20 protein-coding genes and 4 pseudogenes are annotated in these 22,626 nt (G+C 37.3%); 15 read left to right on the top strand and 9 right to left on the bottom strand.

What is annotated here, in order from left to right; genetic code table 11:
- The first annotated feature begins 99 nt into the window (after positions 1–99).
- On the top strand, positions 100–987 hold the full coding sequence (gene pdxS / locus AC0C66_RS02230; protein ID WP_088679206.1) for a pyridoxal 5'-phosphate synthase lyase subunit PdxS: 888 nt from the start codon (positions 100–102) through the stop codon (positions 985–987).
- 1 nt (position 988) lies between these two features.
- Entirely contained in the window at positions 989–1,582 is a 594-nt protein-coding gene (pdxT, locus tag AC0C66_RS02225; RefSeq protein WP_088679205.1) for a pyridoxal 5'-phosphate synthase glutaminase subunit PdxT, read from the top strand.
- 649 nt (positions 1,583–2,231) lie between these two features.
- On the opposite strand, the gene AC0C66_RS02220 is transcribed toward pdxT, so the two are convergent.
- Positions 2,232–2,735, bottom strand: coding sequence for a TetR/AcrR family transcriptional regulator (locus tag AC0C66_RS02220; RefSeq protein WP_240509963.1), 504 nt, complete (start codon positions 2,733–2,735; stop codon positions 2,232–2,234).
- Between the two features lie 521 nt (positions 2,736–3,256).
- Between AC0C66_RS02220 and AC0C66_RS02215 the strand changes: the two genes are divergently transcribed.
- The 3 genes and pseudogenes from AC0C66_RS02215 to AC0C66_RS02205 all read left to right on the top strand — a co-directional run.
- On the top strand, positions 3,257–3,571 hold the full coding sequence (locus AC0C66_RS02215) for a GNAT family N-acetyltransferase (protein ID WP_088679410.1): 315 nt from the start codon (positions 3,257–3,259) through the stop codon (positions 3,569–3,571).
- 134 nt (positions 3,572–3,705) lie between these two features.
- Positions 3,706–4,941, top strand: a complete 1,236-nt coding sequence (locus tag AC0C66_RS02210) for a cytochrome P450 family protein (RefSeq protein ID WP_088679204.1) — start codon at positions 3,706–3,708, stop codon at positions 4,939–4,941.
- A 522-nt stretch (positions 4,942–5,463) separates the two neighbouring features.
- A pseudogene (locus AC0C66_RS02205) lies at positions 5,464–5,574 on the top strand (DNA polymerase); the annotation flags it as partial.
- 183 nt (positions 5,575–5,757) lie between these two features.
- Here AC0C66_RS02205 and bglS read toward each other — a convergent pair.
- Together bglS and AC0C66_RS02195 are read right to left on the bottom strand one after the other, a co-directional pair.
- On the bottom strand, positions 5,758–6,489 hold the full coding sequence (gene bglS / locus AC0C66_RS02200; RefSeq protein ID WP_072183712.1) for a beta-glucanase: 732 nt from the start codon (positions 6,487–6,489) through the stop codon (positions 5,758–5,760).
- 524 nt (positions 6,490–7,013) lie between these two features.
- A pseudogene (locus tag AC0C66_RS02195) lies at positions 7,014–7,213 on the bottom strand (ATP-dependent DNA ligase); the annotation flags it as partial.
- A 310-nt stretch (positions 7,214–7,523) separates the two neighbouring features.
- Here AC0C66_RS02195 and xynA point away from each other — a divergent pair.
- Both xynA and AC0C66_RS02185 read left to right on the top strand, forming a co-directional pair.
- Positions 7,524–8,165: an endo-1,4-beta-xylanase XynA gene (xynA, locus tag AC0C66_RS02190; RefSeq protein WP_014114032.1), complete on the top strand. Its 642-nt coding sequence runs from the start codon at positions 7,524–7,526 to the stop codon at positions 8,163–8,165.
- Between the two features lie 104 nt (positions 8,166–8,269).
- On the top strand, positions 8,270–8,782 hold the full coding sequence (locus AC0C66_RS02185; protein WP_088679408.1) for a GNAT family N-acetyltransferase: 513 nt from the start codon (positions 8,270–8,272) through the stop codon (positions 8,780–8,782).
- Positions 8,783–9,714: 932 nt separating this feature from the next.
- Here AC0C66_RS02185 and AC0C66_RS02180 read toward each other — a convergent pair.
- Entirely contained in the window at positions 9,715–10,218 is a 504-nt protein-coding gene (locus AC0C66_RS02180) for a DinB family protein (RefSeq protein ID WP_072183553.1), read from the bottom strand.
- Positions 10,219–10,932: 714 nt separating this feature from the next.
- Between AC0C66_RS02180 and AC0C66_RS02175 the strand changes: the two genes are divergently transcribed.
- Complete coding sequence (locus AC0C66_RS02175; protein WP_014114028.1) at positions 10,933–11,553, top strand: lytic polysaccharide monooxygenase auxiliary activity family 9 protein; 621 nt, start codon at positions 10,933–10,935, stop codon at positions 11,551–11,553.
- Between the two features lie 342 nt (positions 11,554–11,895).
- A pseudogene (locus tag AC0C66_RS02170) lies at positions 11,896–12,344 on the top strand (SMI1/KNR4 family protein).
- A 28-nt stretch (positions 12,345–12,372) separates the two neighbouring features.
- On the opposite strand, the gene bla reads toward AC0C66_RS02170, so the two are convergent.
- Positions 12,373–13,293, bottom strand: coding sequence for a class A beta-lactamase (bla, locus tag AC0C66_RS02165; protein WP_080376128.1), 921 nt, complete (start codon positions 13,291–13,293; stop codon positions 12,373–12,375).
- Positions 13,294–13,634: 341 nt separating this feature from the next.
- On the opposite strand from bla, the gene AC0C66_RS02160 reads away from it, so the two are divergent.
- The 3 genes from AC0C66_RS02160 (at position 13,635) to AC0C66_RS02150 (ending at position 16,612) form a co-directional block, all read left to right on the top strand.
- Entirely contained in the window at positions 13,635–14,264 is a 630-nt protein-coding gene (locus AC0C66_RS02160) for a type 1 glutamine amidotransferase family protein (RefSeq protein WP_088679203.1), read from the top strand.
- 239 nt (positions 14,265–14,503) lie between these two features.
- Positions 14,504–15,394 (top strand): CPBP family intramembrane glutamic endopeptidase, encoded by an 891-nt coding sequence (locus AC0C66_RS02155; RefSeq protein ID WP_014114023.1) that lies wholly within the window; start codon positions 14,504–14,506, stop codon positions 15,392–15,394.
- Between the two features lie 1,053 nt (positions 15,395–16,447).
- Positions 16,448–16,612: a hypothetical protein gene (locus AC0C66_RS02150; RefSeq protein ID WP_088679202.1), complete on the top strand. Its 165-nt coding sequence runs from the start codon at positions 16,448–16,450 to the stop codon at positions 16,610–16,612.
- A gap of 343 nt (positions 16,613–16,955) precedes the next feature.
- Here AC0C66_RS02150 and AC0C66_RS02145 read toward each other — a convergent pair whose 3' ends face one another.
- Positions 16,956–17,834: a DMT family transporter gene (locus tag AC0C66_RS02145; RefSeq protein WP_088679201.1), complete on the bottom strand. Its 879-nt coding sequence runs from the start codon at positions 17,832–17,834 to the stop codon at positions 16,956–16,958.
- 100 nt (positions 17,835–17,934) lie between these two features.
- Here AC0C66_RS02145 and AC0C66_RS02140 point away from each other — a divergent pair, with 100 nt between their 5' ends.
- Positions 17,935–18,807, top strand: coding sequence for a LysR family transcriptional regulator (locus AC0C66_RS02140; RefSeq protein ID WP_088679200.1), 873 nt, complete (start codon positions 17,935–17,937; stop codon positions 18,805–18,807).
- A 233-nt stretch (positions 18,808–19,040) separates the two neighbouring features.
- On the opposite strand, the gene AC0C66_RS02135 is transcribed toward AC0C66_RS02140, so the two are convergent.
- From AC0C66_RS02135 to AC0C66_RS02125, 3 genes and pseudogenes are all read right to left on the bottom strand, one after another.
- Positions 19,041–19,838, bottom strand: a complete 798-nt coding sequence (locus tag AC0C66_RS02135; RefSeq protein ID WP_088679199.1) for a DUF817 domain-containing protein — start codon at positions 19,836–19,838, stop codon at positions 19,041–19,043.
- Positions 19,839–19,941: 103 nt separating this feature from the next.
- Positions 19,942–20,186, bottom strand: a pseudogene (locus AC0C66_RS02130) (helix-turn-helix domain-containing protein).
- Positions 20,187–20,196: 10 nt separating this feature from the next.
- Positions 20,197–20,679, bottom strand: a complete 483-nt coding sequence (locus AC0C66_RS02125; RefSeq protein ID WP_079287838.1) for a DUF2975 domain-containing protein — start codon at positions 20,677–20,679, stop codon at positions 20,197–20,199.
- A 380-nt stretch (positions 20,680–21,059) separates the two neighbouring features.
- Here AC0C66_RS02125 and AC0C66_RS02120 point away from each other — a divergent pair, with 380 nt between their 5' ends.
- Together AC0C66_RS02120 and AC0C66_RS02115 are read left to right on the top strand one after the other, a co-directional pair.
- Entirely contained in the window at positions 21,060–21,974 is a 915-nt protein-coding gene (locus tag AC0C66_RS02120; RefSeq protein ID WP_088679198.1) for a VanW family protein, read from the top strand.
- A gap of 49 nt (positions 21,975–22,023) precedes the next feature.
- Positions 22,024–22,518 carry a hypothetical protein gene (locus AC0C66_RS02115; protein ID WP_088679197.1) on the top strand — a complete coding sequence of 165 codons (495 nt, stop codon included), beginning with the start codon at positions 22,024–22,026 and terminating at the stop codon, positions 22,516–22,518.
- Positions 22,519–22,626: the final 108 nt, after the last annotated feature.

Below are 22,626 nucleotides of genomic sequence, written 5' to 3'. Positions count from 1 at the left end.
TGTTTTTTAAGAAACTGGTACTTTCAATGTGGTCAATTCCTTTTTATACTAATCAACATATTCTTTAAATACAATAGTTGATGGAATGGAGTGTAACAAATGAAAAAAACATTAGGTACTGAGACTGTAAAAAGAGGCATGGCTCAAATGCAAAAAGGCGGCGTCATTATGGACGTTGTCAATGCAGAACAAGCAAGAGTAGCAGAATCAGCAGGTGCTGTTGCTGTAATGGCATTAGAAAGAGTTCCTTCTGACATCCGGGCTGCGGGTGGGGTTGCAAGAATGGCAGATCCCCGTATTGTTGAAGAAGTAATGAATGCAGTATCCATCCCAGTAATGGCTAAAGCTCGTATTGGTCATATTGTAGAAGCAAAAGTACTTGAGGCAATGGGGGTTGATTACATTGACGAAAGTGAAGTGTTAACACCTGCTGATGAAGAGTTCCATTTATTGAAGAGCGATTTCACTGTACCTTTTGTATGCGGCTGCCGTGATCTTGGAGAAGCTGCACGCCGTATTGGTGAAGGTGCTGCAATGCTACGTACTAAAGGTGAGCCTGGTACAGGTAACATTGTGGAAGCCGTTCGCCATATGCGTAAAGTAACTGCTCAGGTCCGCAAAATTTCTGTGATGAACGAAGATGAATTAATGACTGAAGCGAAAGTACTTGGAGCACCTTTTGAGGTTTTAAAACAAATTCAAAAAACGGGTAAGCTTCCGGTTGTAAACTTTGCTGCTGGAGGGATTGCTACTCCTGCTGATGCTGCGTTAATGATGGAGCTTGGCGCTGATGGAGTGTTTGTTGGTTCAGGTATTTTTAAATCTGAAAATCCTGAAAAATTTGCAAATGCTATTGTTCAAGCTACAACTTATTACACTGATTATGATCTAATCAGCAAGCTTTCTAAAGAGCTTGGAACTGCGATGAAAGGAATCGACATTTCAAAATTATCTCTTGAAGAAAGAATGCAAGAGCGAGGTTGGTAAGATGGCAATAATTGGAGTTTTAGGACTACAGGGTGCCGTTTCAGAGCATGTGAAACAAATTAAAGCATTGGGATTAGAGGCTGTTGTCATCAAGAAACCTGAGCAACTTGAACAAATTGATGGGTTAATTCTTCCTGGTGGTGAAAGTACAACGATGAGAAAGCTTATCGACCGTTACGATTTCTTTGATCCATTAAAAGAATTTTACAAGGCTGGAAAAGTTATCTTTGGAACTTGTGCTGGCATGGTGTTAGTCGCTAAGGAGCTTGCTTCAGATGAATCTTACTTGGAAATTATAGATATTTCAGTAAAGCGAAATGCGTTTGGCCGGCAAATTGCCAGCTTTGAAGTGGATCTTGATATAACTGGACTTGAGGATCCTTTTAAAGCTGTTTTTATCCGGGCTCCTTATATTGAAAGTGCGGGGCAAAATGTAGAAGTGTTAGCAAAATATGATGGGAAAATTGTTGCAGCAAGAGAAGGAAATGTTCTTATTTGTGCTTTTCATCCAGAGTTGACTGCTGATACTCGTTTTCTTCAGCTATTTGTGGAAATGGTTGAGGAACAGAAGCAAAAGGAAGGGAAAGTTAGTTAAATTATGTAAGCAGCCACCAGTGTGGTTGCTTTTTTAAGCTAATATATTGTTTGGTTGTTAATTGTTAATACAAGGAAAACTATTTCCTACCTTTTAAAAAAGGTGATGGAATAAGCTTAAAGAATACAGCTAACGAAACGCTTAAAAAACATTATATGCAAGGGATTATCACTAATATCGCAATGCCTAAAAACATTCTGTTCTATTTATCATTTTTACCTCAGTTTGCATCAACATCAGGACAATCTGTATCAATGTCCTTTCTGCTTTAGGGGCTACCTTCGCTACAATAGTGTTGCTGTGGTACATGTTTGTAACATACTTTTCAACATTAGCCACAAAAACTCTTAAAGATAGTAAGAAATTCAATTCTAAATAAAGTTTCAGGTATAGTGTTTATTGGACTTGGATGCAAATTAATGGTTGGCAATAAATAATTAAAAATATAGTTAACAAAAGAAGCTGAGTATTGTCAGATCGACATTAATCAGCTTCTTTTTTAACTCTGTCTTTAATATTAAATGAATTTTTTCTTCTTTAAAAAACATGCTTTGTGGAGTAAACGGATTCTTTCAATATAGCCAGATTAGTCTCATGTAAAACAAGAAAGTACTCAAGATAGTAAAAAAGTATATATACCCTTTTGTCTCTATGCTTCGATTTTCAACAGTAATTGTTGTATGATACCGGAAATACTCGATGGTGTTTGTACCATCCCGTTCTTAATCCATTCCTCTATAACTCCTGCTACACCTGAAACGATAAATGTTGTTTCAAATTTCTCAGTTTCCGTAATTGATTTTGCTGATTGTCGTAACATGCTCAATTCCTCAATCATTTTCGTTTTAAAAAATTCTTTAAGTTTGTTGATTGAAAGAACATTCATTTTTGGTTTTGATAACAATGTAAAAATTTCGACGTTTTGATATATGTATTCTGTAGTTTTTTCTATAAAGGTCAGTATGTTCAGTGGATCCTCACTTGGAAAAGATGCATCATAAATGCTTCCTAGCTGTTCAAATATTTCGTCTTCGATCTGCTCATACAAGTCAAAAACATCTTTGTAGTGAAGATAAAAGGTGCCTCGGCCTATATCTGCTTTTTTAGATAAATCGGAAACAGTTATTTTGTTGATTTCTTTTTCCTGAAGCAACTTTAAAAGGCATGTTTTATAGCACTTTTTGTCTTGATTGATCGTCTATCCCCCATAGCGTCCTCCGTTAATATACAATTTATCATGTATTGTCCATTAATGAACATGTACAGCTAAATTGCAGATTGATCCTCAAATTTTCTTACCATTATAATGAACATGTGTTCATGAGTCAAAAAATGTTTATTGGAAAAGGGGTGTATCAATGTTTCTTTTTCGACAAGCAAGAGCTGATGAATTAAACAAAGTGGCAAAGCTATTCCATGAATCTTTCAAGCAATATCCTTTTATGGATTTACTCGTAAAACGTGGAAAAAAAGATCGTTCATTTATTTTTGAATGCATAAAGTACTAACAAAAGCATATTTTAAAAAGCATTTCTGTTTTGTTGGTATTCAGAATGGTGAAATTGTTGTTGCTGCTCTATTAAAACATCGTGATAAACCTGATATTAGCTTGAGCGATTATATAGCAGCAGGGGGGATAAAATTAATCAAAATGGGGGATTTTCAGTATTGAACATGTTGACAGTGGCTAATGAGGCTAAAAAATCTTACAAATCCTTAAAAGAGCCAGCATGGTACTTAGAAGTATTAGGAGTTTCGCCATCTTATCAGGGAAAGAGTTTGGGCAGCAAAATGATCAATGACTGTCTAATACCTTTTATTTCAAAAAGTGGGGGCGGCGTCTTGGCCCTTATCACCAATACTGATCTCAACAGATCATTTTACCAAAAGAACGGCTTTGAAGAATTTAGTGAATCCCGTATCAGGCGATTTGATCATGAAATTTATAATTGGGGTTTTAAAAGAAAAGTCCTTCAAACATATAATTAGATTTCTTTTTTGTGATAGATAATGACTCGAAAATTTATATTTTTCAATTGAGACCAATAGAAATAGTTTTACAAATCGTTCTGATTTTATATGTAAAGATTATCATAACCCTTATGAAGATGGAGGTTGAATGCATGTCTTCAAAACAAAAAAAGAGTTTAACCATTTTGACTGAAAGCCAATTGTGTTCGAGTGCATTTAAAGATGAAGCATATGATTTTTACAAAGAATCACGAAAATCACACCCGCTCTACCCATTATCTTTAGGAAAACTGGGAGAAGGCTGGCTCATATCGAGATATGATGATGCAATACATTTATTAAAGAATGAAAAATTAAAGAAAAACTATGAAAATGTAATTACCGCAAAAGAAGAAAAACGTCCTGTTCTATTGAAGAATGAAGAGCCTTTAACAAAGCATATGCTTAATTCAGATCCCCCTGATCACAGTCGCCTGCGAACTCTTGTTCAGAAAGCATTTACTCATCGGATGATTTTGCAATTGGAAGACAAAATTCAACATATAGCAGATTCTTTATTGGATAAAGTACAGCCCAACAAATTCATGAACCTAGTAGACGATTATGCGTTTCCTTTGCCGATTATCGTGATAAGTGAAATGCTTGGCATTCCCCTAGAAGATCGTCAAAGATTCAGAGTTTGGTCGCAAGCAATTATTGATTTTTCAGATGCCCCTGAAAGACTTCAGGAGAATGACCATTTGTTAGGAGAATTTGTTGAATATCTGGAATACTTAGTTCGTATAAAAAGGAGCGAACCTGCAGGAGATTTAATCAGTGTATTAATTCAAGTGAAAAGTGAAGGCACACAATTGAGTACAGAAGAATTGTACTCGATGATTATGCTGCTTATCGTTGCAGGTCATGAAACAACCGTAAACTTAATCACCAATATGACATATGCTCTGATGTGTCACCATGATCAATTAGAAAAGCTCCGCCAACAGCCGGGCTTGATTAATTCAGCCATAGAAGAAGCATTGCGGTTTCACAGCCCGGTTGAGTTAACGACTATTCGCTGGACCGCTGAACCGTTTATACTGCATGGGCAGGAGATTAAACGGAAAGATGTGATCATCATTTCCTTAGCATCAGCAAACCGTGATGAAAAGATATTTTCGAATGCTGACATATTTGATATTGAAAGAAAGAACAACCGCCATATTGCTTTTGGCCATGGCAGCCATTTTTGCCTTGGTGCACAGCTTGCCCGCTTAGAATCAAAGATTGCTATTTCCACCTTATTACGCCGCTGTCCAAATATACAGATAAAAGGCGAAAAGGAACAAATTAAATGGAAAGGGAATTTTCTGATGAGAGCACTCGAAGAACTGCCGCTCAGTTTTTAATTTTTTGAGGGACAAGTGATTTTCAAACATATTTCGTTTTTACTCCCCAATAAGATTAATTATTATAAACGCTGCAATCAACATAAAAAAATATTAGATGATAAAGCTTTTCAGAAACAAAGTTTAGGATTTATTTAAGCTTACTGGGAGTGAAAATGTCTTGTAAACACCAATGGTTTCATACTATCGGTGTTTTTTTGTTTTCAACCTCATTTAAACTCTCCTCATTTGGACAAACAGCTGTTACATAGCCTTACCCAAGGTTGATGCATTTTATGAAGGTAAAAATCATCGAGGGAGTGCAAAGCTGACAAATGCATTAGCGATGGCAATCATTATTTAATAAAACTTTATAGGAAGGAGACCCAGGGTGATAGCAATATATGTAAGGTATCAACAGAGGAACAAGTGATCAGGAATTATGTAAAAGTTGTCCTCTTTCAAGCGACTCAAAGGGCTTTTTAGTGCTGGTTTGAAAATCCTTCATCCGCATATCTCAAGACATCCTTTTCTATACAGGGGGACGGGATAAGAAATAAGTACGATGCAGAGGCGATATTATGGGCTGTTTCTTATACGCCTGCAGGGACGGCATTATATAGAGTTGGCCTTACTGGTGGGCATAAGTCATAACAAAAAGCGACTAAAAATACAATCGCTGTTTGTATCATTTAGTTAAGAAACTAATTCATATAAATTTAAAAAGTATAGAATTGTTTCTTTAATTTGCTCTTCAGTTTCACTATAGGGAATGCCAACAACTTCTCATTACAATCATAAGAGCCTGGCTATATCGGGGTAGCAGGCTCTTAGACATTATTTTTTTGTATAACGCACCCAGTCGTAATGAGCGTATAGAGGTGTTACACCATTGTAGGAACCGAGCCATTCATCTACACCCGTACCATTCCAAAAGTTCATCATGATCTTTCCTGGTGTTGTCGGAATTTGGCTTGTCGCAGTATGTTTTAATTGCCCATCGACATACCATTTAATAGAGTTTGGCTGCCAATCGAACGCATACGTATGATAGGCATTGGCTGCATCAAATCCGAGATCCACAATCTTTTCATGGTTTCCTACACCATTTGTATAATAGTTAAATTGAACCTTTGTTGTGTCTTTTCCTAAAAATTCGATATCAATCTCATCCCAAGGAGTTCCATCCGTTGGACCTGTGTAGGTGAAGAACGATGAAACGATCCCTGCGTTTTTAGCTGGTTTCATTCTGACTTCATAAAGTCCATAGCCATATGTTTGAACAGAGCGGTTTTCCCCGCAGTCAAACTTGTTATAAGATGGACTTGTTAGCGCCAAACGCATTTCACCTAATGACGTCATTGATACGTTATTTGCACGCCAAGTGCAGTTGAACATATTTCCATTCGAATAACCATTTGCTTTTTGCCATAATCCGGAGTTATAGCTATTAAAAGGGTCAAAAAACGATCCACCTGTTTGAGCCGAGGCAGTAGAAGTGACTGCAGACAAACTCATAAACAATCCAGTAAAAAGAAGCAACAACACTCGTTTCATACGATAAGACATGTTGGCATCCCCTTTCTTTGAAAGCGTTTTCTTTAACGATCATACATGATTCTTTTAAAAGGGAAAATCAGTCAAAATAATGATAATAACGAATCTTCTTACTAGAATTCTATATAATTTAGAATCGAATTTAATTTTTCTTTCCCGCTATCTACATATAAGACATGAATGAATTCAAACATTTTGGCCATAATCTCATTGTTTAAATTTTTGGGCAAAGACACCCGTGTGCACACCAAGAGATTCCTTCTGATTGTTCCTCATTTTGAATGTGGTTTTTGTCAACATCGATGTCTAATAACCGATTTGAGTGCTCATACCCATTATCCTGGTATACTCTAATCCCCTCCTTAAAGTACTCAGCTGTCTTTTCATAAGCTTCCTTGGCAAATGAACATAAGCCAAGGTTGTACAGAGATGATCCGATTAATCGTGACATATCGATTTCTCGTGCTTTGTCTAGAGCATCTTTAAAATGAGGGATCGCTTTTTCAGGGTAGTCCATATCCAAATAGTTCAGACCGATGATTTAGTTCAAGTGAGTTCAGAACTGTCTTATGCTCAGTGAGGGGCCTAGCTGCATTTGACTGACCGTCTTTGTAGATAATATCAAAGACGCAGTAAACAATCTTATGAGCAGATTTTCTGGACATGAAACGTTCCATACAGCTTCAAAGTAAGGTGCACTGCCTGAAGCAGCTAAAAAGACTTCACAATCTCTAATGTATATCTCCTTTGTACGAAATGGTTCGAATGGGGATTAATTACAGATATTACTCCATCAGATTTAGAAACAAGAATTGTGATTCTATGAAAAAAGGATAAGGCTATGGTGAAACAAGACCACTTATAATGTGATTTTTTTAGGTATTTGTAATTAAATTACAGTTATTCTTAATATTCACTCATGAATTCATGGTATAATATTGAAGGGGACGGGATCTAAAGCTTTGGCGTCGGTAATTAATAATGTTTTAAATATATACGAGTGCTACCTCATGTCAAAGTCAGAAAAAATATTAAGGAGGTAACATATGTTTAAGTTTAAAAAGAATTTCTTAGTTGGATTAACGGCAGCTTTAATGAGTATTAGCTTGTTTTCGGCAACCGCCTCTGCAGCTAGCACAGACTACTGGCAAAATTGGACTGATGGGGGCGGAATAGTAAACGCTGTCAATGGGTCTGGCGGGAATTACAGTGTTAATTGGTCTAATACCGGAAATTTCGTTGTTGGTAAAGGTTGGACTACAGGTTCGCCATTTAGGACAATAAACTATAATGCCGGAGTTTGGGCGCCGAATGGCAATGGATATTTGACTTTATATGGTTGGACGAGATCACCTCTCATAGAATATTATGTAGTGGATTCATGGGGTACTTATAGACCAACAGGAACGTATAAAGGTACTGTAAACAGTGATGGGGGTACATATGACATATATACAACTACACGTTATAACGCACCTTCCATTGATGGCCCAAGCACTACTTTTACGCAGTACTGGAGTGTTCGTCAGTCGAAGAGACCAACTGGAAGCAACGCTACAATCACTTTCAGCAATCATGTTAACGCATGGAAGAGTCATGGAATGAATCTGGGTAGCAATTGGTCTTACCAAGTCTTAGCGACAGAGGGATATCAAAGTAGTGGAAGTTCTAACGTAACAGTGTGGTAACAGATCATCTTTAATCAGGGATAGCTAACGGGCTGCTGATCGTTCCTTGAGAAATTTTTGTTATTGTGAGTTACTAAGAGGCGACGGTGATGGGAGTTACTTTAATGCATATAACAACAAAAAGGTTATTGATACGTGAATTTGAATTCAAAGATTGGCAAGCTGTATATGAGTATACATCAGATGCTAATGTTATGAAGTATATACCAGAAGGGGTTTTTACTGTAGAAGATGCAAAAGAATTTGTAAATAAAAACAGAGGTGATAACGCTGAACAATTTCCTGTAGTACTAATAGATGAAGGTTCTCTTATAGGCCATATTGTTTTTTATAAGTATTTTGGTGAACATACATTTGAGATTGGGTGGGTGTTTAATCCGAATTATCAAAATAGAGGGTATGCTTCTGAAGCAGCAGAAGCTATTTTGGAATATGGATTTAAAGAAATGAACTTACATAGGATTATAGCTACGTGTCAACCTGAGAATATTCCATCATACCGAGTTATGGAGAAAATCGGTATGAGAAGAGAAGGCTTCTTTAAAAAATGTATTCCCAAAGGCAATGAATGGCGGGATGAATATTATTACGCTATTTTAGAGGAAGAGTGGAAATGAACTAATAGAAATTTTTAAATCTTACCTCTTCAACAAAAGGTCTTTATTGGATGTAGCAACATTGGCAATACAAACAAAATATCACCTCCTACTTAGAACATAGAATCTTTAGCAGCATTTATAAACACATCAAAAAATAGTCTGGAAAAATTATCTAATAAACTGACCGTCAGGAGACTTACTTAATTGATATTAAAAATAAGCTAAAGGTGATTCAATTAGTTAAGATCAACTTTTATGTGCGTTGAATCGTTAGTAGATACATTTGACTTTACCATTACTCAATTCCTTATGACGGAGAAAAGTGATATACAGGGGAGATCCATTCTTTGTGGGATCTCTCGAGGAATAAATTAGCCCTCCATATGCAAACCCGAGGAACAATGTTATAGGATTTTCTTAGCTTATGTTGTAACTATATTGGAGGCATACCGTCTACGTTTTTAAAAATTTGAGAGTTAGCAGTTTTTAAGAAAGATTCAGCAACTAGAAGATAGAGTTATAAAGTCCAAATAATCTGGAATGATGGTATATGTCCATACCCATATTTCGAGAGATGAAGCGCATCTGCAGCAGAAAGCAGAGCGCTTTTTTGATGAAGAATCCCAATAAAACAACAATTTTAATCAGAAAAGCGACGTGGAAAATATGGATTAAATAAGGTGAGGTCAAATAAAGTGTAAACAATGTGAAAAGCCGTTCTCAACAAAAATGGAAGAAGTCGGATATAGTCACCTTATCAGTGTCTTTTTTTAATCCTGATCACTCAGGCAATATTATTTAGTCTAAGTTTGGAATAAAACTTAATTAAATTTATGTTTATAACAATATTGATAAATGAACAAAAGGAAAGAACATGCTTTGAAATAAGATTGTTCAAAACATGCTTTTATATATTGTAATGGGTTAACTTCTTTATATAAAAAGTTTGATTACATTTGCGGGGGTTCCAAACCAAATTTTGTCCATTCCTCTTTTGCTGGCCCATAAATACCTGGAACAGGTAATCCTGCTTGTCTCATAAGAACCGTCATTTGTCCTCGATGGTGATTTTGGTGTTGAATCAAAAACATCAAAAGTGAACCATTTGGCAATTGTTGGCCAATAAAGTTGATATGTTCTTGAAGTGTATGGTCAGTCCATTGGGTTTTTAATGCCTGTACAAATGCATTACTGGCTTGATGATAGCTGTCTGCTATAAACTGAGCCGAATCAGGAACAGGATAATCTTCAGCTGGAGCGTGAAATGTTAAGTCTGTGTTTGAGGTAATGATGCGAATGGCAGCGACAGTATGCCAAGCAATACGGCCTAAAGTCCAATTTTGTGAAGTTATTTCCTGTTTAAGTGATTCATCAGTTAGACTATTTAGTATTTTCTGTGTTGCATCGGCTTCGAACTCCCAAGATTTTAAAAAATGGTCTAAGGTTTGAAACACAAAAATCCTCCTTTTAATTGTTTTCTTTCTATGAACCTATAGCTCAATTATAGTGCCCTGTTTAGTTAAAAAGAACAAAACTTTAGGCATTATCTAAGGAAAAATGCATCGCCGACATTCTTTTCAACGTCAGGGAATTTATTTCTAACATCGGTGACTTTATGTCAAAGCTACATTTAGAATACGTGCGATCAATACCAAATAAAATGACAATAAAGAAGAATTAGATTTTCTTGATGTTGAATTGCAAAATGGATTCTTTTTTACAAGGATTCTGAAAAAAACAAGTGTTTTAAAGAGAAAGAGGAAAATGCCTTGTTTCTAATTAAGACGATTCAGGGGAAGTACATAACAAGTAAAGAACCCAGCGCAGTTTTTGATTCAAGTTGCAGTGTTTTATTAAAAATGGGTGCAGAGGAATCAATACCACACATATCGAGCGGCAGGGTTAAATAATACTGCAGATGATATGAGTTTTATAGAGTTTCCAAAAGATTAAGTAGAGATTGATAAAGTGTTCGGTATCTGTGACAAAAATGGAAAGCTGTATGCAAGGAGGTTTTGTCAAAAAGCTGAAGAACAAAGGAACTGGAGAGCATGAAATTCTTTAAATTTTACGCCTTCAATGATAAAGAAGGAGATTACCTCACACGTAATGAATTATTATAGTAGGAAAGAGAAATATTTTACAATAAAGGGAGGAATGATTTAGTAATGAAGGGTTTTATCAAAGGGGCTGTTCTAACTGCTATTCTAGGTGTTGGTGCTACTTTATTTGCAGGTGATGTATCTGCACACGGGTATATAAAAGAACCTGCTAGTAGAGCGTACATGGGTTCATTAGAAAAACAAATAATTGGTTGGACGGCAGCTAATCAAAAGTATGGTTCCGTAATTGATAATCCTCAATCGGTAGAGGGACCAAAAGGGTTTCCGTCCGCGGGTCCGCCAGATGGGAAAATTGCATCAGCAAATGGAGGCTCGGGTCAAATTGACTTTGGGTTAGACAGGCAAACTGCAGATCATTGGGTAAAACAAAACATCCGTGGGGGTCTAAACACCTTTACTTGGCACTATACTGCTCCTCACGCAACATCAAAGTGGCACTATTATATAACCAAGAAAGATTGGAATCCAAACAAACCTTTAACAAGAGATGAGTTTGAATTAATTGGAACTGTAGATCATGATGGCTCAAAGGCTGATACTAATCTATCTCATAAGATTTATGTACCAACTGATCGCAGTGGTTATCATGTCATACTAGGGGTGTGGGATGTTGCGGATACCTCTAATGCCTTTTATAACGTAATTGATGTAAACCTAATGCGATGATGTCGAACCTCCAATAATGGACAAGAATATGAGGTATACAGAGCTAATCAGAAAATTCGCACCGCATCTGGTACAGTGTATAACGATACGGTAAAAGCGAATAGTGTTTCAGGTAAGGCATCACCAGCTAGTGAAATGTTGACTGTAACAACGAAGGAAAATGTAACGGAACTGGGAGAACACAGAGTGTTTGAGTATGGAAGTTCCAGAATCAAATGGTGTTGGAAGCTTCTAAGAGGAGCTATTCTATTGCAGATCGGTTAGATATTCGTGCATCTGCCGATCTTTTTTTAACCTTAATAGAAGTGTACTCCAAAAGTCTATTGGTATATGCTTCATTTGATGGAATCAAACAAGAAGGATACTAATGGAAAAACCATTCACTTCAAAGATCCAGCAAGTCCTAAAGAAATTAGCAATTTAGAAAAGAAGTTAGGTGTTACTTTTCCTAATGATTTTAAAGAGTTTTTGTACAACATAATGGGATGGAAATGTTTGAAGGGGTTGAAATACTCAGTATAGAAGGAATCATTGAATATAATGAAGTTCAAGATTTCCCCGAGGGGTACGTTTTAATTGGGTATTATTATGGTGGAAGATACGTACACACAAATCAAGAAATGGATTAGAATATATGTTATACCTCGATTCAATTGATGATTTTGAAGATGCGGTTAACTTAGATTCTAATTTTGAGATATGATTTGATATGTTAGTGTCTTCTAACGATACGAAATATTGGGAAGTGAGTCCGAATAAACCAAGAGTATTATAAACCGGTTTCAGAATAAGAAGACTCCAAAAAGGAGTCTTCATCTACTATTTCAGATCGTTAAGGACGACTTTTGCAGCCTCAGCGATAAGAGCATTATCATAATTAGCATCTTTCGTAAACCGTTTTGATAGGATTGCCAAAACAATAGGAGCTCTATTAGGCGGCCAAACGATAGCAATGTCGTTTCGTGTTCCGTAACTTCCGGCTCCAGATTTATCGCCGACTTCCCACCCTATAGGAGCGCCTGCCCGAATCAGTTCGTCACCAGTAGCGTTCCCCCGCATCCAATCAGTTAAGATCGTGCGCTTATCAGTCGTGAGAGTGTTATCCACAGTGAAAGCTTTAAGGTCGGTTGCTAATGCTTTTGCGGTGCTTGTGTCACGAATATCTCCAGGAATGGCAGAGTTTAGATCCGTCTCGAATCGATTTGCCTTGGTTACATGATCCCCAATCTGTTTCAGTGACTTTTCGAAACCTTTAGGGCCGCCAAGTTGTTGCAACAATATGTTCCCAGCAGTATTATCGCTGTAACGGATAGCAGCCTCTGAGATTTCCTTCAGGCTCATGCCTGTATCTACGTGTTTTTCTGTGATTGGAGAATATGTAACAAGATCGTCTTTGGTGTAGTGGATGACTTCATTAAGTTTTTCAATTGAGTTTTTCTTCAGGACAGCAGCTGCGGCTAGAACTTTATAGGTTGATGCGTAAGCAAACCGTTCATTCGGACGGTAAGCGATCGTCTTGTTTGTACCTGTGTCAATTGCATAAACGCCAAGCCTGGCATCAAATTTTTTCTCAAGTTGAACAAATTTTTTATTCGTTATGCAGCTTGTCATTTTTGTGTCTCCTATACCTTTTGCTTCAGCATGCGTTGATCCGTAAAAGGGTTTGAAACCAGTAAGGCTTAAACATAAAAGTCCAATACATATTCCAAGTTTTAATGTCGCTTTATTTTTCAAATGAATCGGGCCTCCTCATTCAATTTATTTTGTATTCACCTTCTATTAATACCACAAAAATAGGAGTGAAATCGATATATTTCCAATGAGATGTTTAAATAAAAACCTATTCGTTCATCTTTTTTTGATTTTTAGTAAGTTAAGAGAACAAGGGGAAAGAGTGGAACAAGAAAATAGAAAAACACCAATTTAAAGGTAAACATTATGCGAAATGTTACATCAATGATAATAGGGCAGGTGTAGCATGAGATGTTTATAATTGTTCCTATTGCCACCCATACGGCATTAAAGGATGGGCACGAAGTCATTCTAATGGGCTTTATCAATTGTGATTGGAAGTGTTATGGATGCAAACAAAAAAAGTTTATCTTTATGTATTTCATACAATGTCAGACTGGGAATATGGATATTTAATTGCAGAACTTCATTCAGGGAGATATTTTAAAAAAGAGGTTGCACCTTTAAAAGTAGTTACAGTAGGAGCTAATAAAGAAATGATTACGACGATGGGAGGGCTAAGCATAAAACCAGACATTTCGCTTGATGAGTGTACTCTTGAGAGTAATGATCTTATCATTTTACCCGGAGGGAATACTTGGGGAGAAGATATTCATCAACCGATCTTGAAAAAAGTTGGCGAAGCTTTAAAGATTGGCACGATTGTGGCTGCCATTTGTGGTGCAACCCTAGGCCTCGCGAATCATGGATACTTAGATTCTAGAAAGCATACAAGCAATGATTTAGAGTATATGAAAATGGTCTGTCCTGCTTATAAAGGAGAAACATTTTACGAGATGGGATCTGCAGTATCTGATGAAAATTTGGTAACTGCATCAGGAATAGCTCCCCTGGAATTTGCGATGGAAGTACTGAAAAAACTAGATGTATTTGCACCAGATACATTGCATTCGTGGTATAAGCTTAATAAGACCCATAAACCTGAATACTTCTTCGAGTTAATGAATACAATAAATTGATAGAATCGTTACCAAATGCCCTTGAACTGGAAGGGCATTTTTTTGTTAAAGTCTAAATAACCTTGAATGCTGGATTATGTCTATTTATTAAAAAAAATCGAAGCAACTGAAGTAGGGTAATGAAGAAATTTGAAACAATAACAGCATCTAGAACGTATCGTAATAATAAAGTTTAAATAAGTTGCGCAATTTATTTTCTTGTTTAGTGCTTATATGAATGATGTGAAAGGGGCATCCAAATGAATACTTATCATAACCAAAGCGGAAAACAAAACAATCATCCAAAATGGTTGGCAACGATCTTGCTCAGCTGGGGAACGTTTGTTTTTGCTTTGTTTTTTGCTACTTTAGTCGGTTCAATGGCTAGCCAAGCGGGAGCTTCCAAGCTTTTGAAGCAAGGTATCCAAGCAGGTTTAGTGACATTAATTACTGTCCCGTTGCTCTACATTCTTCTTAAGCGGTTTTCTAGTAGACCATTCTACTCTATCGGACTGTCTGGGTGGCGGCAAGCCATTCCGAAAGCCATTATGGGCGCAATGTATGTGATTGTTCTATCAGCATCTGGATTCGCTATCGCCCATTTATTGGGCTGGATCAAAGTTACACAATTTCACTTCTCTGCCCATTTAGTTACTGTATTGCTCTTAAACATGATGATCGCTTTTTTTTATGAAGCTTTTCCAGAGGAATTAACTTTTCGTGGGACGGTGTACAATGCTCTGAACAGGAGATTTAATTGTTTCATAGCCTTACTCCTACAGCCGATCCTATTTGTGCTTGCACCATTAACTGTAAGTGGTTTGCAATATATAGCAGGAATTGAATCACCTGCTATCACATTAGATTATATTGTTTTATTGTTGTTTTTTGGATTCATCCTTCAACTCCTGCGTATTGTAACAAAAAGCTTATGGACGTCTATAGCCTTTCATCTAGCCTTTCTCGAAAATTCTCGGTTCTTCGTCCTGCAGGGGGATGAACGCTTTATTACCTATGAAGAAATTGTTCCGGGAACAGGAGCACTGTTTGTAATCTTGTTTATGTTGCTTATTGTCGGTACTCTACTGCTAATACCTGCAGTAGTAGCTCGTTGGTGGCGTAGAAATAAGGGAAACGGCCAAGATGATTAATATCTGAATGAAACGGCAGTTTTATACACAAAAGTATAGAATTGTTTACTGTGAAAATGTTAACCTTTACTAATGAGAATACATCATGTAAAAAAGTTTTTTCATTTTAATACCTGTTTACAGAACTTTTAAACAATGTGTAATCCAATTGTCATAGCGACCATATTGGATATTAGGATCATTTGGTATTGGACTGAACGGAAAGAGAGTGGTGGATTGCTGAAGTGTTTGTAGTGTGGGATTCTATACTTAAAAATCTATATCAAAAACGGTTTAAGTAGTTGAATGAAAGGCTTTGAAAGGGGTGTCAAGTCATTAAAAAACTAGTTGTGCTTTCCAGCTTTATAGGAATTCTGTTATCAATCGTTGGACAATTATTTGGGATCTTATCTGATTTCTTTATTTCGGGTAATGCTCGGTTTATAGGTGTTTTAGCAGGAATTCTTGTGTTACTTAGTTTGAAGGCAAGAAGTGTAGCAATGCAATCATTTATCGTTGGTTCAAGTACGGCGATAGGAATTATGGGTGCAGGAATTTTATATCTTCCAGCTGCGATTATCAATGTTTCGAACTAAACAAAAAGATGAGAGAAGAAAACACTAAGGATTATATCTGAATAGATTGCTTTTTGTTTAAGAATGTAGTGAAGAATTGTGGCGTAAAAGTAAATGAATAATCGTTTTATTCAGAGTGAGGTTTATCATTACATTCACTGAAGAAAGATATCTTGAAGACTTTACAGCTGATACCTTTTCTTTTATAGATGGTCTGTTAAACATGAAACCAGATTGTCACTTCTTTATTAAAGAACAGGTATATAAATCAAATTCTGAGTTGCTGGACTTTGATTTTCCTTTTGATATGACACCTATTGTGGATTTCATTAAACCGTATGCACAAGAAATAAACAAAGACATCAATCTTAACAATATTAGCAACAGTGATTTTAATTGCCTTTCACAAAAATAATGGAAAAAAATGAAGGTGAAAGGTGATGGTTGATTTTTACTAATTCAGAATTGCTTGGCTTTACTTTGAAAGGAGTCGAGTAAGATGGATAAGAAAAAAGATGAAATACAAAGAAAATATAGGGAACAAATGAGGGAGAAGACTGAACAAGAAAAAGAAGATGGCAGTTCACATACTTTTGAGATTGTGATTGTACTAGCCATCATTATTTTGATGTTTTTCTTTCATTCAGCATTTAAGAATTTTTAGATAAAAGAATCTTTTATGGCCTGATGGAAAAAGTTAGGGCGGGAAAAAATTGATCATACATAAGCAATTATTATTTGAATTCTGCCGAAGTAGACACTTTAAACGATTTTAAACGCAGTACAATTATATGATAAAAAGCAACCCGGTTTTGCAAATAAAGCTGTCTGCAAGTGGCTGCGCACCAACCTAAACGCCAGCCATTAAAGCTAATGTCTCACATTCAGACATTAGCTTTTTTCATTGTTTAATAGACTGCCGTCAGGACTTAGAAGACGCTCTCATACTAGCCGTCTCCTGTCATACGAGGCCAACATCGACAGGGAAAAAGTATTTCTTTAAAAATTCACACTTTCTGTCGTGAAAATGTAAATGTATTCATAAAAATGCCGCAGCATATCATCAGAGCTCCGATGATAATGTTCATGGTGATCTGTTCGTGCAATTGCAGCCATCCAAAGAATAGAGCCAGTACGGGAACGAACATTAATGCCATGGATGCTTTTGATGCTTCGATTTGATTGAGCACCCAAAACCATACGACAAATGTAAAACCTGTAGAAAGCAAACCATTAAACAGCAATGACCAAACCGCCTGATATGTCCATTCGGCTGAATGAACTGGTTCCAATATAAAGGAAAACCCCAACAACATGACGGCTCCCATCAGAAGATGCCAGGCATTCATATGAATGATATCGATATGCTTGAATTGAAGCTTGCTAAACACATTCGCAATTCCCCAGCTAAGCGCTGCCGCAAGGACGCACAGTTCTCCAAATAAAGCGCTTTGATCGACATTCAGCATTTCTTTTCCAAATATAAATAAAAGTCCGAAGAAGCCGCTTATCAGCCCGATCGTTTTATACACATTCATTTTCTCGTTTAATGTAAAATGGCTGATCACCGTAACAAATATAGGCATCGTATACACCAAAACAGAGGTTTTTCCTGAATCGACAAACTGCATTCCATACGTTAAGATCCCCATATAACCCAAACCCATAAGCAGGCTCATGAAGATATAGCTTTTGATATGTTCTTTTCCCATTGAAAGTTTTTTTCTTTTAATGAAGAGAATGAGAAATAAAGGAACCGCTCCGATGAACAGGCGCAAAGCCGAGAATAAAAGCGGGGGGATGTCATGAATTCCTACTTTCATCGCAACCCAAGTATAGCCCCAGATAAGTGTGACAGAAATGATTCCCAGCATGACTTTTACCATTATTAAGCCGCCTTTCTTGTTTAAATATCGTGCTGGTTTCTATCATATGTTACATTTATATATAACTGAAATACATTTTTATTATCGGGGGTATAACCATATGGTTATGAATATGAACCATCTTCACATATTTGTAAAAGTCGGGGAGAAATTGAACATTACAGAAGCGGCAAAAGAATTGTTCATCTCTCAGCCGGCGGTAAGCAAAGCGATTAAAAACCTGGAAAGCTCGCTGCAGCTCAAATTACTGATCAGGGATAAACATCATGGTTTAATGCTGACTGACGTCGGAAAGGACATTTTACTGCTGGCGAGGCAAATGAAGGGGATTGAAAGCAAAATATATCAAGTAGCCAACAGGGAAAACAAGCTGTTAAGCGGGAAGGTGAAAATCGGTTCATTTCCTGCTGTTTCAACAAATATCATGCCGCAGGCGATTGCGGCATTCAGAGCAAAATACCCGCTGGTCCGCATAGAATTGGCCGAGGGGACCTCTGATCAAATCAAAGGTTGGGTCGAGGATCGGGCGGTTGATATTGGGATCGCAGCATCTCCATTTGAACCGTTTGACAATCAACTATTGTGCAACGACTATATGGTGGCAGTCATCCCTCCGCAAGATGACGAATTAAAACAGGAAAAGCATGTCGACCTCAACACATATCAAGATGACCTTATTTTTTGCAAAGGCGGTCATGAAATTGCAATGTCAAATACGTTGCAGCAGCATCACATTGAATTAAAGGAAAACTTGACTGTGCAAAATGCCGAAACCTTGATCAATATGGTCAAAAACAACTTGGGCGTAGGCATTATTTCAAACTTTACACTTTCATCTGTCCCGCATCAATTGATTAAAAAGGACATCTTTCCCCGGATCACCCGTGATATTGGCGTCATCGCGCATTCATTTGATGAAGTAACGCCGGCGGCGCATGAATTTATCAAGGTGTTGAAAGCAGTCGTCATCTGAATCCGTAATCGTTCAAGTCTTATGAACGTTCTATAAAAAGTGTCGGGGAGCTTTATCGATGTTATTAAAGGAAGAATGCAGTAAAAAGATCTAGTGGCAAATGACATTTCTAACTATTATTCTGAGGGTTAACCTTAGAGGAAGATGAATATTCACCAGCAGAGTTAAAAGAAAAAAGCAACAATTGAACGTTGCTTTTTCATTTTATTCGGTCTTTGTACGCTGGGGTAACTTCAACCCAAAAAAGGTTCACCGGTCTCTGCCTTTATATGACTCTGTCCCTTAACTTGTTTTAGCGTCGCTACTATAAGAAAGCTAACAATTACCAATAAAAGCCATGAACTCACCTTTCCTAAATGAACGAGACTCCATGCCTCGGTTTGATTTGGGTACGTCCAAGCCCCAAAAAATGTTGCGATATTTTCTGCTATCCATATAAAAAATCCGATGAGCACAAAAGAAAGTGCGAGAGGCATACGGTAACGAGTTCCATTCACCTCGTATATGACCCAAGTTTGCCAAAAGACAATGATGACAAGTCCAGATAACCACCAGCGAATGTCAATCGAATAATGGTGGGTGAAAAAATTCAAATAAATCGCAGCGGCAAGCAGAACAACTGCATAAAACGGCGGCCACTTAACCAATTCAACCTTAAGTCTCCTCCACGCCTGGCATAGATAACTGGCTACACTTGCATACATGAATCCACTATACAAAGGCACCCCGAAAACTTTCGAATATCCTTCCTCTGGATAAGACCAGGAGCCAATGTGTACTTTGAAAAGTTCAAGAGCGAGTCCAATAAGGTGGAACAATGTGATCACTTTTAATTCATCCCGTGTTTCAAGACCGGAACGCACCATCCACCACTGCATGAGAACACAGATGATGAGCAGCCAGTCATACCGTGGCAAGAAGGGAAGAGGGATGATTTGTGTAATAGCCAAAGAGGCAAAAATAACGACAGGAAACAAACATGAGAGGGCCTGTTCCCAACCAAAACGAGCGAGTTGTTTTAAGGCTCTCATGATGTATGCCTCCAAAGGTATACTCTGAATATTTGTAAGGCACGCTTCGTATAGCAGCTAAATGGACATAGGATTGCGTCCATAGGATCACCACCAAATCACTTTATTTTTCTTTTGTCTTCTTTATGAATCCTGTGTGTCTTCATCACTTCGGTATTCCAAAATATCTCCGGGCTGGCATTCTAAAGCCTTACAAATCGCCTCTAAAGTTGATAATCGAATGGCCTTTGCTTTTCCGTTTTTCAATATCGAAAGATTAGCCATCGTGATGCCAACTCTCTCCGAAAGCTCTGTTACGCTCATTTTCCTTTTAGCAAGCATCACATCAATATTGATAATAATTGCCATGTTCATCACCTCAGACCGTTAAGTCATTTTCTGATTTTATATCAATCGCTTCTTTTAAGAGTTTTTGAAGAACAGCAGCAAAGACTGCAATCACCATTGAAGCAAAAATAATGACCAATCCGATGACTATGATACCCGGGGCGTCGTCTATCTCGGCCATCAGATAAAAGAATGGCATGCCTGCAGCAAACAAGATACTGATAGTGACCGCACAGTATTTTATATTCTTCAAAGCTTTTACAGATATTTTAGAGAAAGCTTTATTCTTGTCAATATAGCTTAAAAGTTTAAACGCTTGATAAAGAGCAAAGTAAAAAGGTATCGCCGCTACATACAAAAAGACGAAAACGAGATATTGTATATAAGCCATATTTGGTAATAATTCTGCTGCATAATTGGCGATCTTAGGCACCACAAAAATGCACAAAGCAAGAATCGGAATTCCAATAAGAATAACGGCAATCTTTAAAAAGAGTGTTGAGACTCGATTCATAAAAAACACCTCACTGATTTGTTGTCATTCTGAATTTAACATGGAATTTATCGTTTTACAATAAAAAAGTATTGAAATAGATTATTTTATTGTTGTTATAAGGGATCTTTTTCATTTTAGATAAGCAAAAAAAGCATTCCTCATTCCAGGGAGATGCTCTATAACTTTAGTCGATTTTAAACTTGAAACAACGAATTGAGCTGTGTGCTTCAGTCAGCTCAGGGAATTGGTAAGAATAATTAGAGAGCTCACTTATGAGGGCTTTTCTATTTTCTCTAAAAAAAGTGAATCAACATCTAAATATTCAAACAAACGATGGGAAGAAATACATCAAAGGATAAGCTGCTGTTCATACTAATGGTCGGGAGGTAAACCGACTTATGATACAAATTTGGATCACTGGTCTTTTATTATTTGCTCAACCGAGCGGGCCGCCTGACAGCTTAACGGTCACACAGCAAGGACGGACGATTGCTACTGTTAATCGTGAAAACTTTACAATGCCTCTTCCCGGTACTCCGATGATTGACCATGAAAAGTACCGTAAATTCATCGAACAGCTGGATCAGCAAGTTTACCGGGAGCCGATAAATGCTGTGCTTAACGAACAGGGAAGCATCGTCCCGGGCAGGGTTGGTTACAAACTCTATCAACAGGCATTTATGGAAAAGTTTTATGCATATTTCTATGGCCAAGGCCCCTCCAAGGTAGAAGTGCCAGAATTGAACATTTATCCGAAAGTTGACAGCGAAATGCTTGCTCACATTAGTACGCAGCGGCTTGGTCAGTACGTAACATATTTTAATTCGAATAATAAAAGCCGATCACATAATATTTCTCTTTCTGCAAAAGCGATTGACAATCATGTTGTTTTCCCTAATGAGACATTTTCATTTAACCAAGTTGTCGGAATGAGAACTCGGGACAAAGGATATAAGAGTGCGCCCATTATTGTTAAAGGTGAGTTGTCGGAAGGTGTGGGCGGAGGAATTTGTCAGGTATCATCTACACTATTTAATGCAGTCGATCGCGCAGGGCTGCGAATCGTTCAGCGCTATTCTCATACAAGAAGCGTGCCATATGTTCCGCCCGGACGTGATGCTACAGTAAGCTGGGGAGGTCCTGACTTTCTCTTTCAAAACCAATATAACCAGCCAATACTCATTCGGGCAAAACGACATGGGGGAAGTATGATTGTTACGCTTTACTCTTCTGATGTGATCAACAACAAGCTGAGAAAAGTTCCTAAAGCCCCATCTCAAATACCGAAAGAAATAAATGCTGATCGGCAATAGGATACTATTATAGGACAAGCTATTGAAAAAGAAAGGAGGGATAAATGAAGTGAAGAAGGTATTATTTTTCTTATATGTTATATTATTTGTGTTTGCTTTTGTTCAATTAAAAGCGCACGCCCTTACTTTTACGGTGTTGCCCATTACACAAAAAACAGAACAGTGGTCTGTAGAAGTAAGTGAAGCAAAAAATGTAAAGGATTTTGCTTCACCTAAGAAAGGGAAATATAATGTTTATTCCTTGGAAGTCAAAAACATTGGGAAAGAAGCAGCTACAGTAGATGTGCAATTGTATAGAAATGATCCTGATTCAATCACAAGGTTTTCACTCTTTGGATGCCCCGATGAAAATTGTGTAAATCAAATAGAGGATGCTAAAACGTTAGCTGAAAGTTTAAACGATGGCACGCCGTTGAAGTTCAAGCATTTTATGCTGTCAGATAAAGCCTCTGAATTGGAAGTTGTGATTATCTGGACGCAAAAGGGGCAAGAAGGACGCCGTTTAAAACAGACCTTTAAGTTCACTGAAGATGGTGTTCATTAAGTGTTAAAAGCAGCTTATTTTTAAATTTGTCAGTCATTGAAATAGAATATTCATATTTCTTATATAGATAAGCAAGCATACTGCGGAGAAAGGAAAGGGGAGAGGGAG

Source organism: Bacillus sp. VA13 (assembly GCF_055710085.1).
This window is presented reverse-complemented; position numbering and strand designations above follow the sequence as displayed.

What these genes read in the sequence shown, in the direction of transcription:
- pdxS (WP_088679206.1), top strand. Translation starts at nt 100, where the DNA reads ATGAAAAAAACATTAGGTACTGAGACTGTAAAAAGAGGCATGGCTCAA.
- pdxT (WP_088679205.1), top strand. Translation starts at nt 989, where the DNA reads ATGGCAATAATTGGAGTTTTAGGACTACAGGGTGCCGTTTCAGAGCAT.
- AC0C66_RS02215 (WP_088679410.1), top strand. Translation starts at nt 3,257, where the DNA reads ATGTTGACAGTGGCTAATGAGGCTAAAAAATCTTACAAATCCTTAAAA.
- AC0C66_RS02210 (WP_088679204.1), top strand. Translation starts at nt 3,706, where the DNA reads ATGTCTTCAAAACAAAAAAAGAGTTTAACCATTTTGACTGAAAGCCAA.
- bglS (WP_072183712.1), bottom strand. Translation starts at nt 6,489, where the DNA reads ATGTCTTATCGTATGAAACGAGTGTTGTTGCTTCTTTTTACTGGATTG.
- xynA (WP_014114032.1), top strand. Translation starts at nt 7,524, where the DNA reads ATGTTTAAGTTTAAAAAGAATTTCTTAGTTGGATTAACGGCAGCTTTA.
- AC0C66_RS02185 (WP_088679408.1), top strand. Translation starts at nt 8,270, where the DNA reads ATGCATATAACAACAAAAAGGTTATTGATACGTGAATTTGAATTCAAA.
- AC0C66_RS02175 (WP_014114028.1), top strand. Translation starts at nt 10,933, where the DNA reads ATGAAGGGTTTTATCAAAGGGGCTGTTCTAACTGCTATTCTAGGTGTT.
- AC0C66_RS02160 (WP_088679203.1), top strand. Translation starts at nt 13,635, where the DNA reads ATGCAAACAAAAAAAGTTTATCTTTATGTATTTCATACAATGTCAGAC.
- AC0C66_RS02155 (WP_014114023.1), top strand. Translation starts at nt 14,504, where the DNA reads ATGAATACTTATCATAACCAAAGCGGAAAACAAAACAATCATCCAAAA.
- AC0C66_RS02150 (WP_088679202.1), top strand. Translation starts at nt 16,448, where the DNA reads ATGGATAAGAAAAAAGATGAAATACAAAGAAAATATAGGGAACAAATG.
- AC0C66_RS02145 (WP_088679201.1), bottom strand. Translation starts at nt 17,834, where the DNA reads ATGGTAAAAGTCATGCTGGGAATCATTTCTGTCACACTTATCTGGGGC.
- AC0C66_RS02140 (WP_088679200.1), top strand. Translation starts at nt 17,935, where the DNA reads ATGGTTATGAATATGAACCATCTTCACATATTTGTAAAAGTCGGGGAG.
- AC0C66_RS02135 (WP_088679199.1), bottom strand. Translation starts at nt 19,838, where the DNA reads ATGAGAGCCTTAAAACAACTCGCTCGTTTTGGTTGGGAACAGGCCCTC.
- AC0C66_RS02125 (WP_079287838.1), bottom strand. Translation starts at nt 20,679, where the DNA reads ATGAATCGAGTCTCAACACTCTTTTTAAAGATTGCCGTTATTCTTATT.
- AC0C66_RS02120 (WP_088679198.1), top strand. Translation starts at nt 21,060, where the DNA reads ATGATACAAATTTGGATCACTGGTCTTTTATTATTTGCTCAACCGAGC.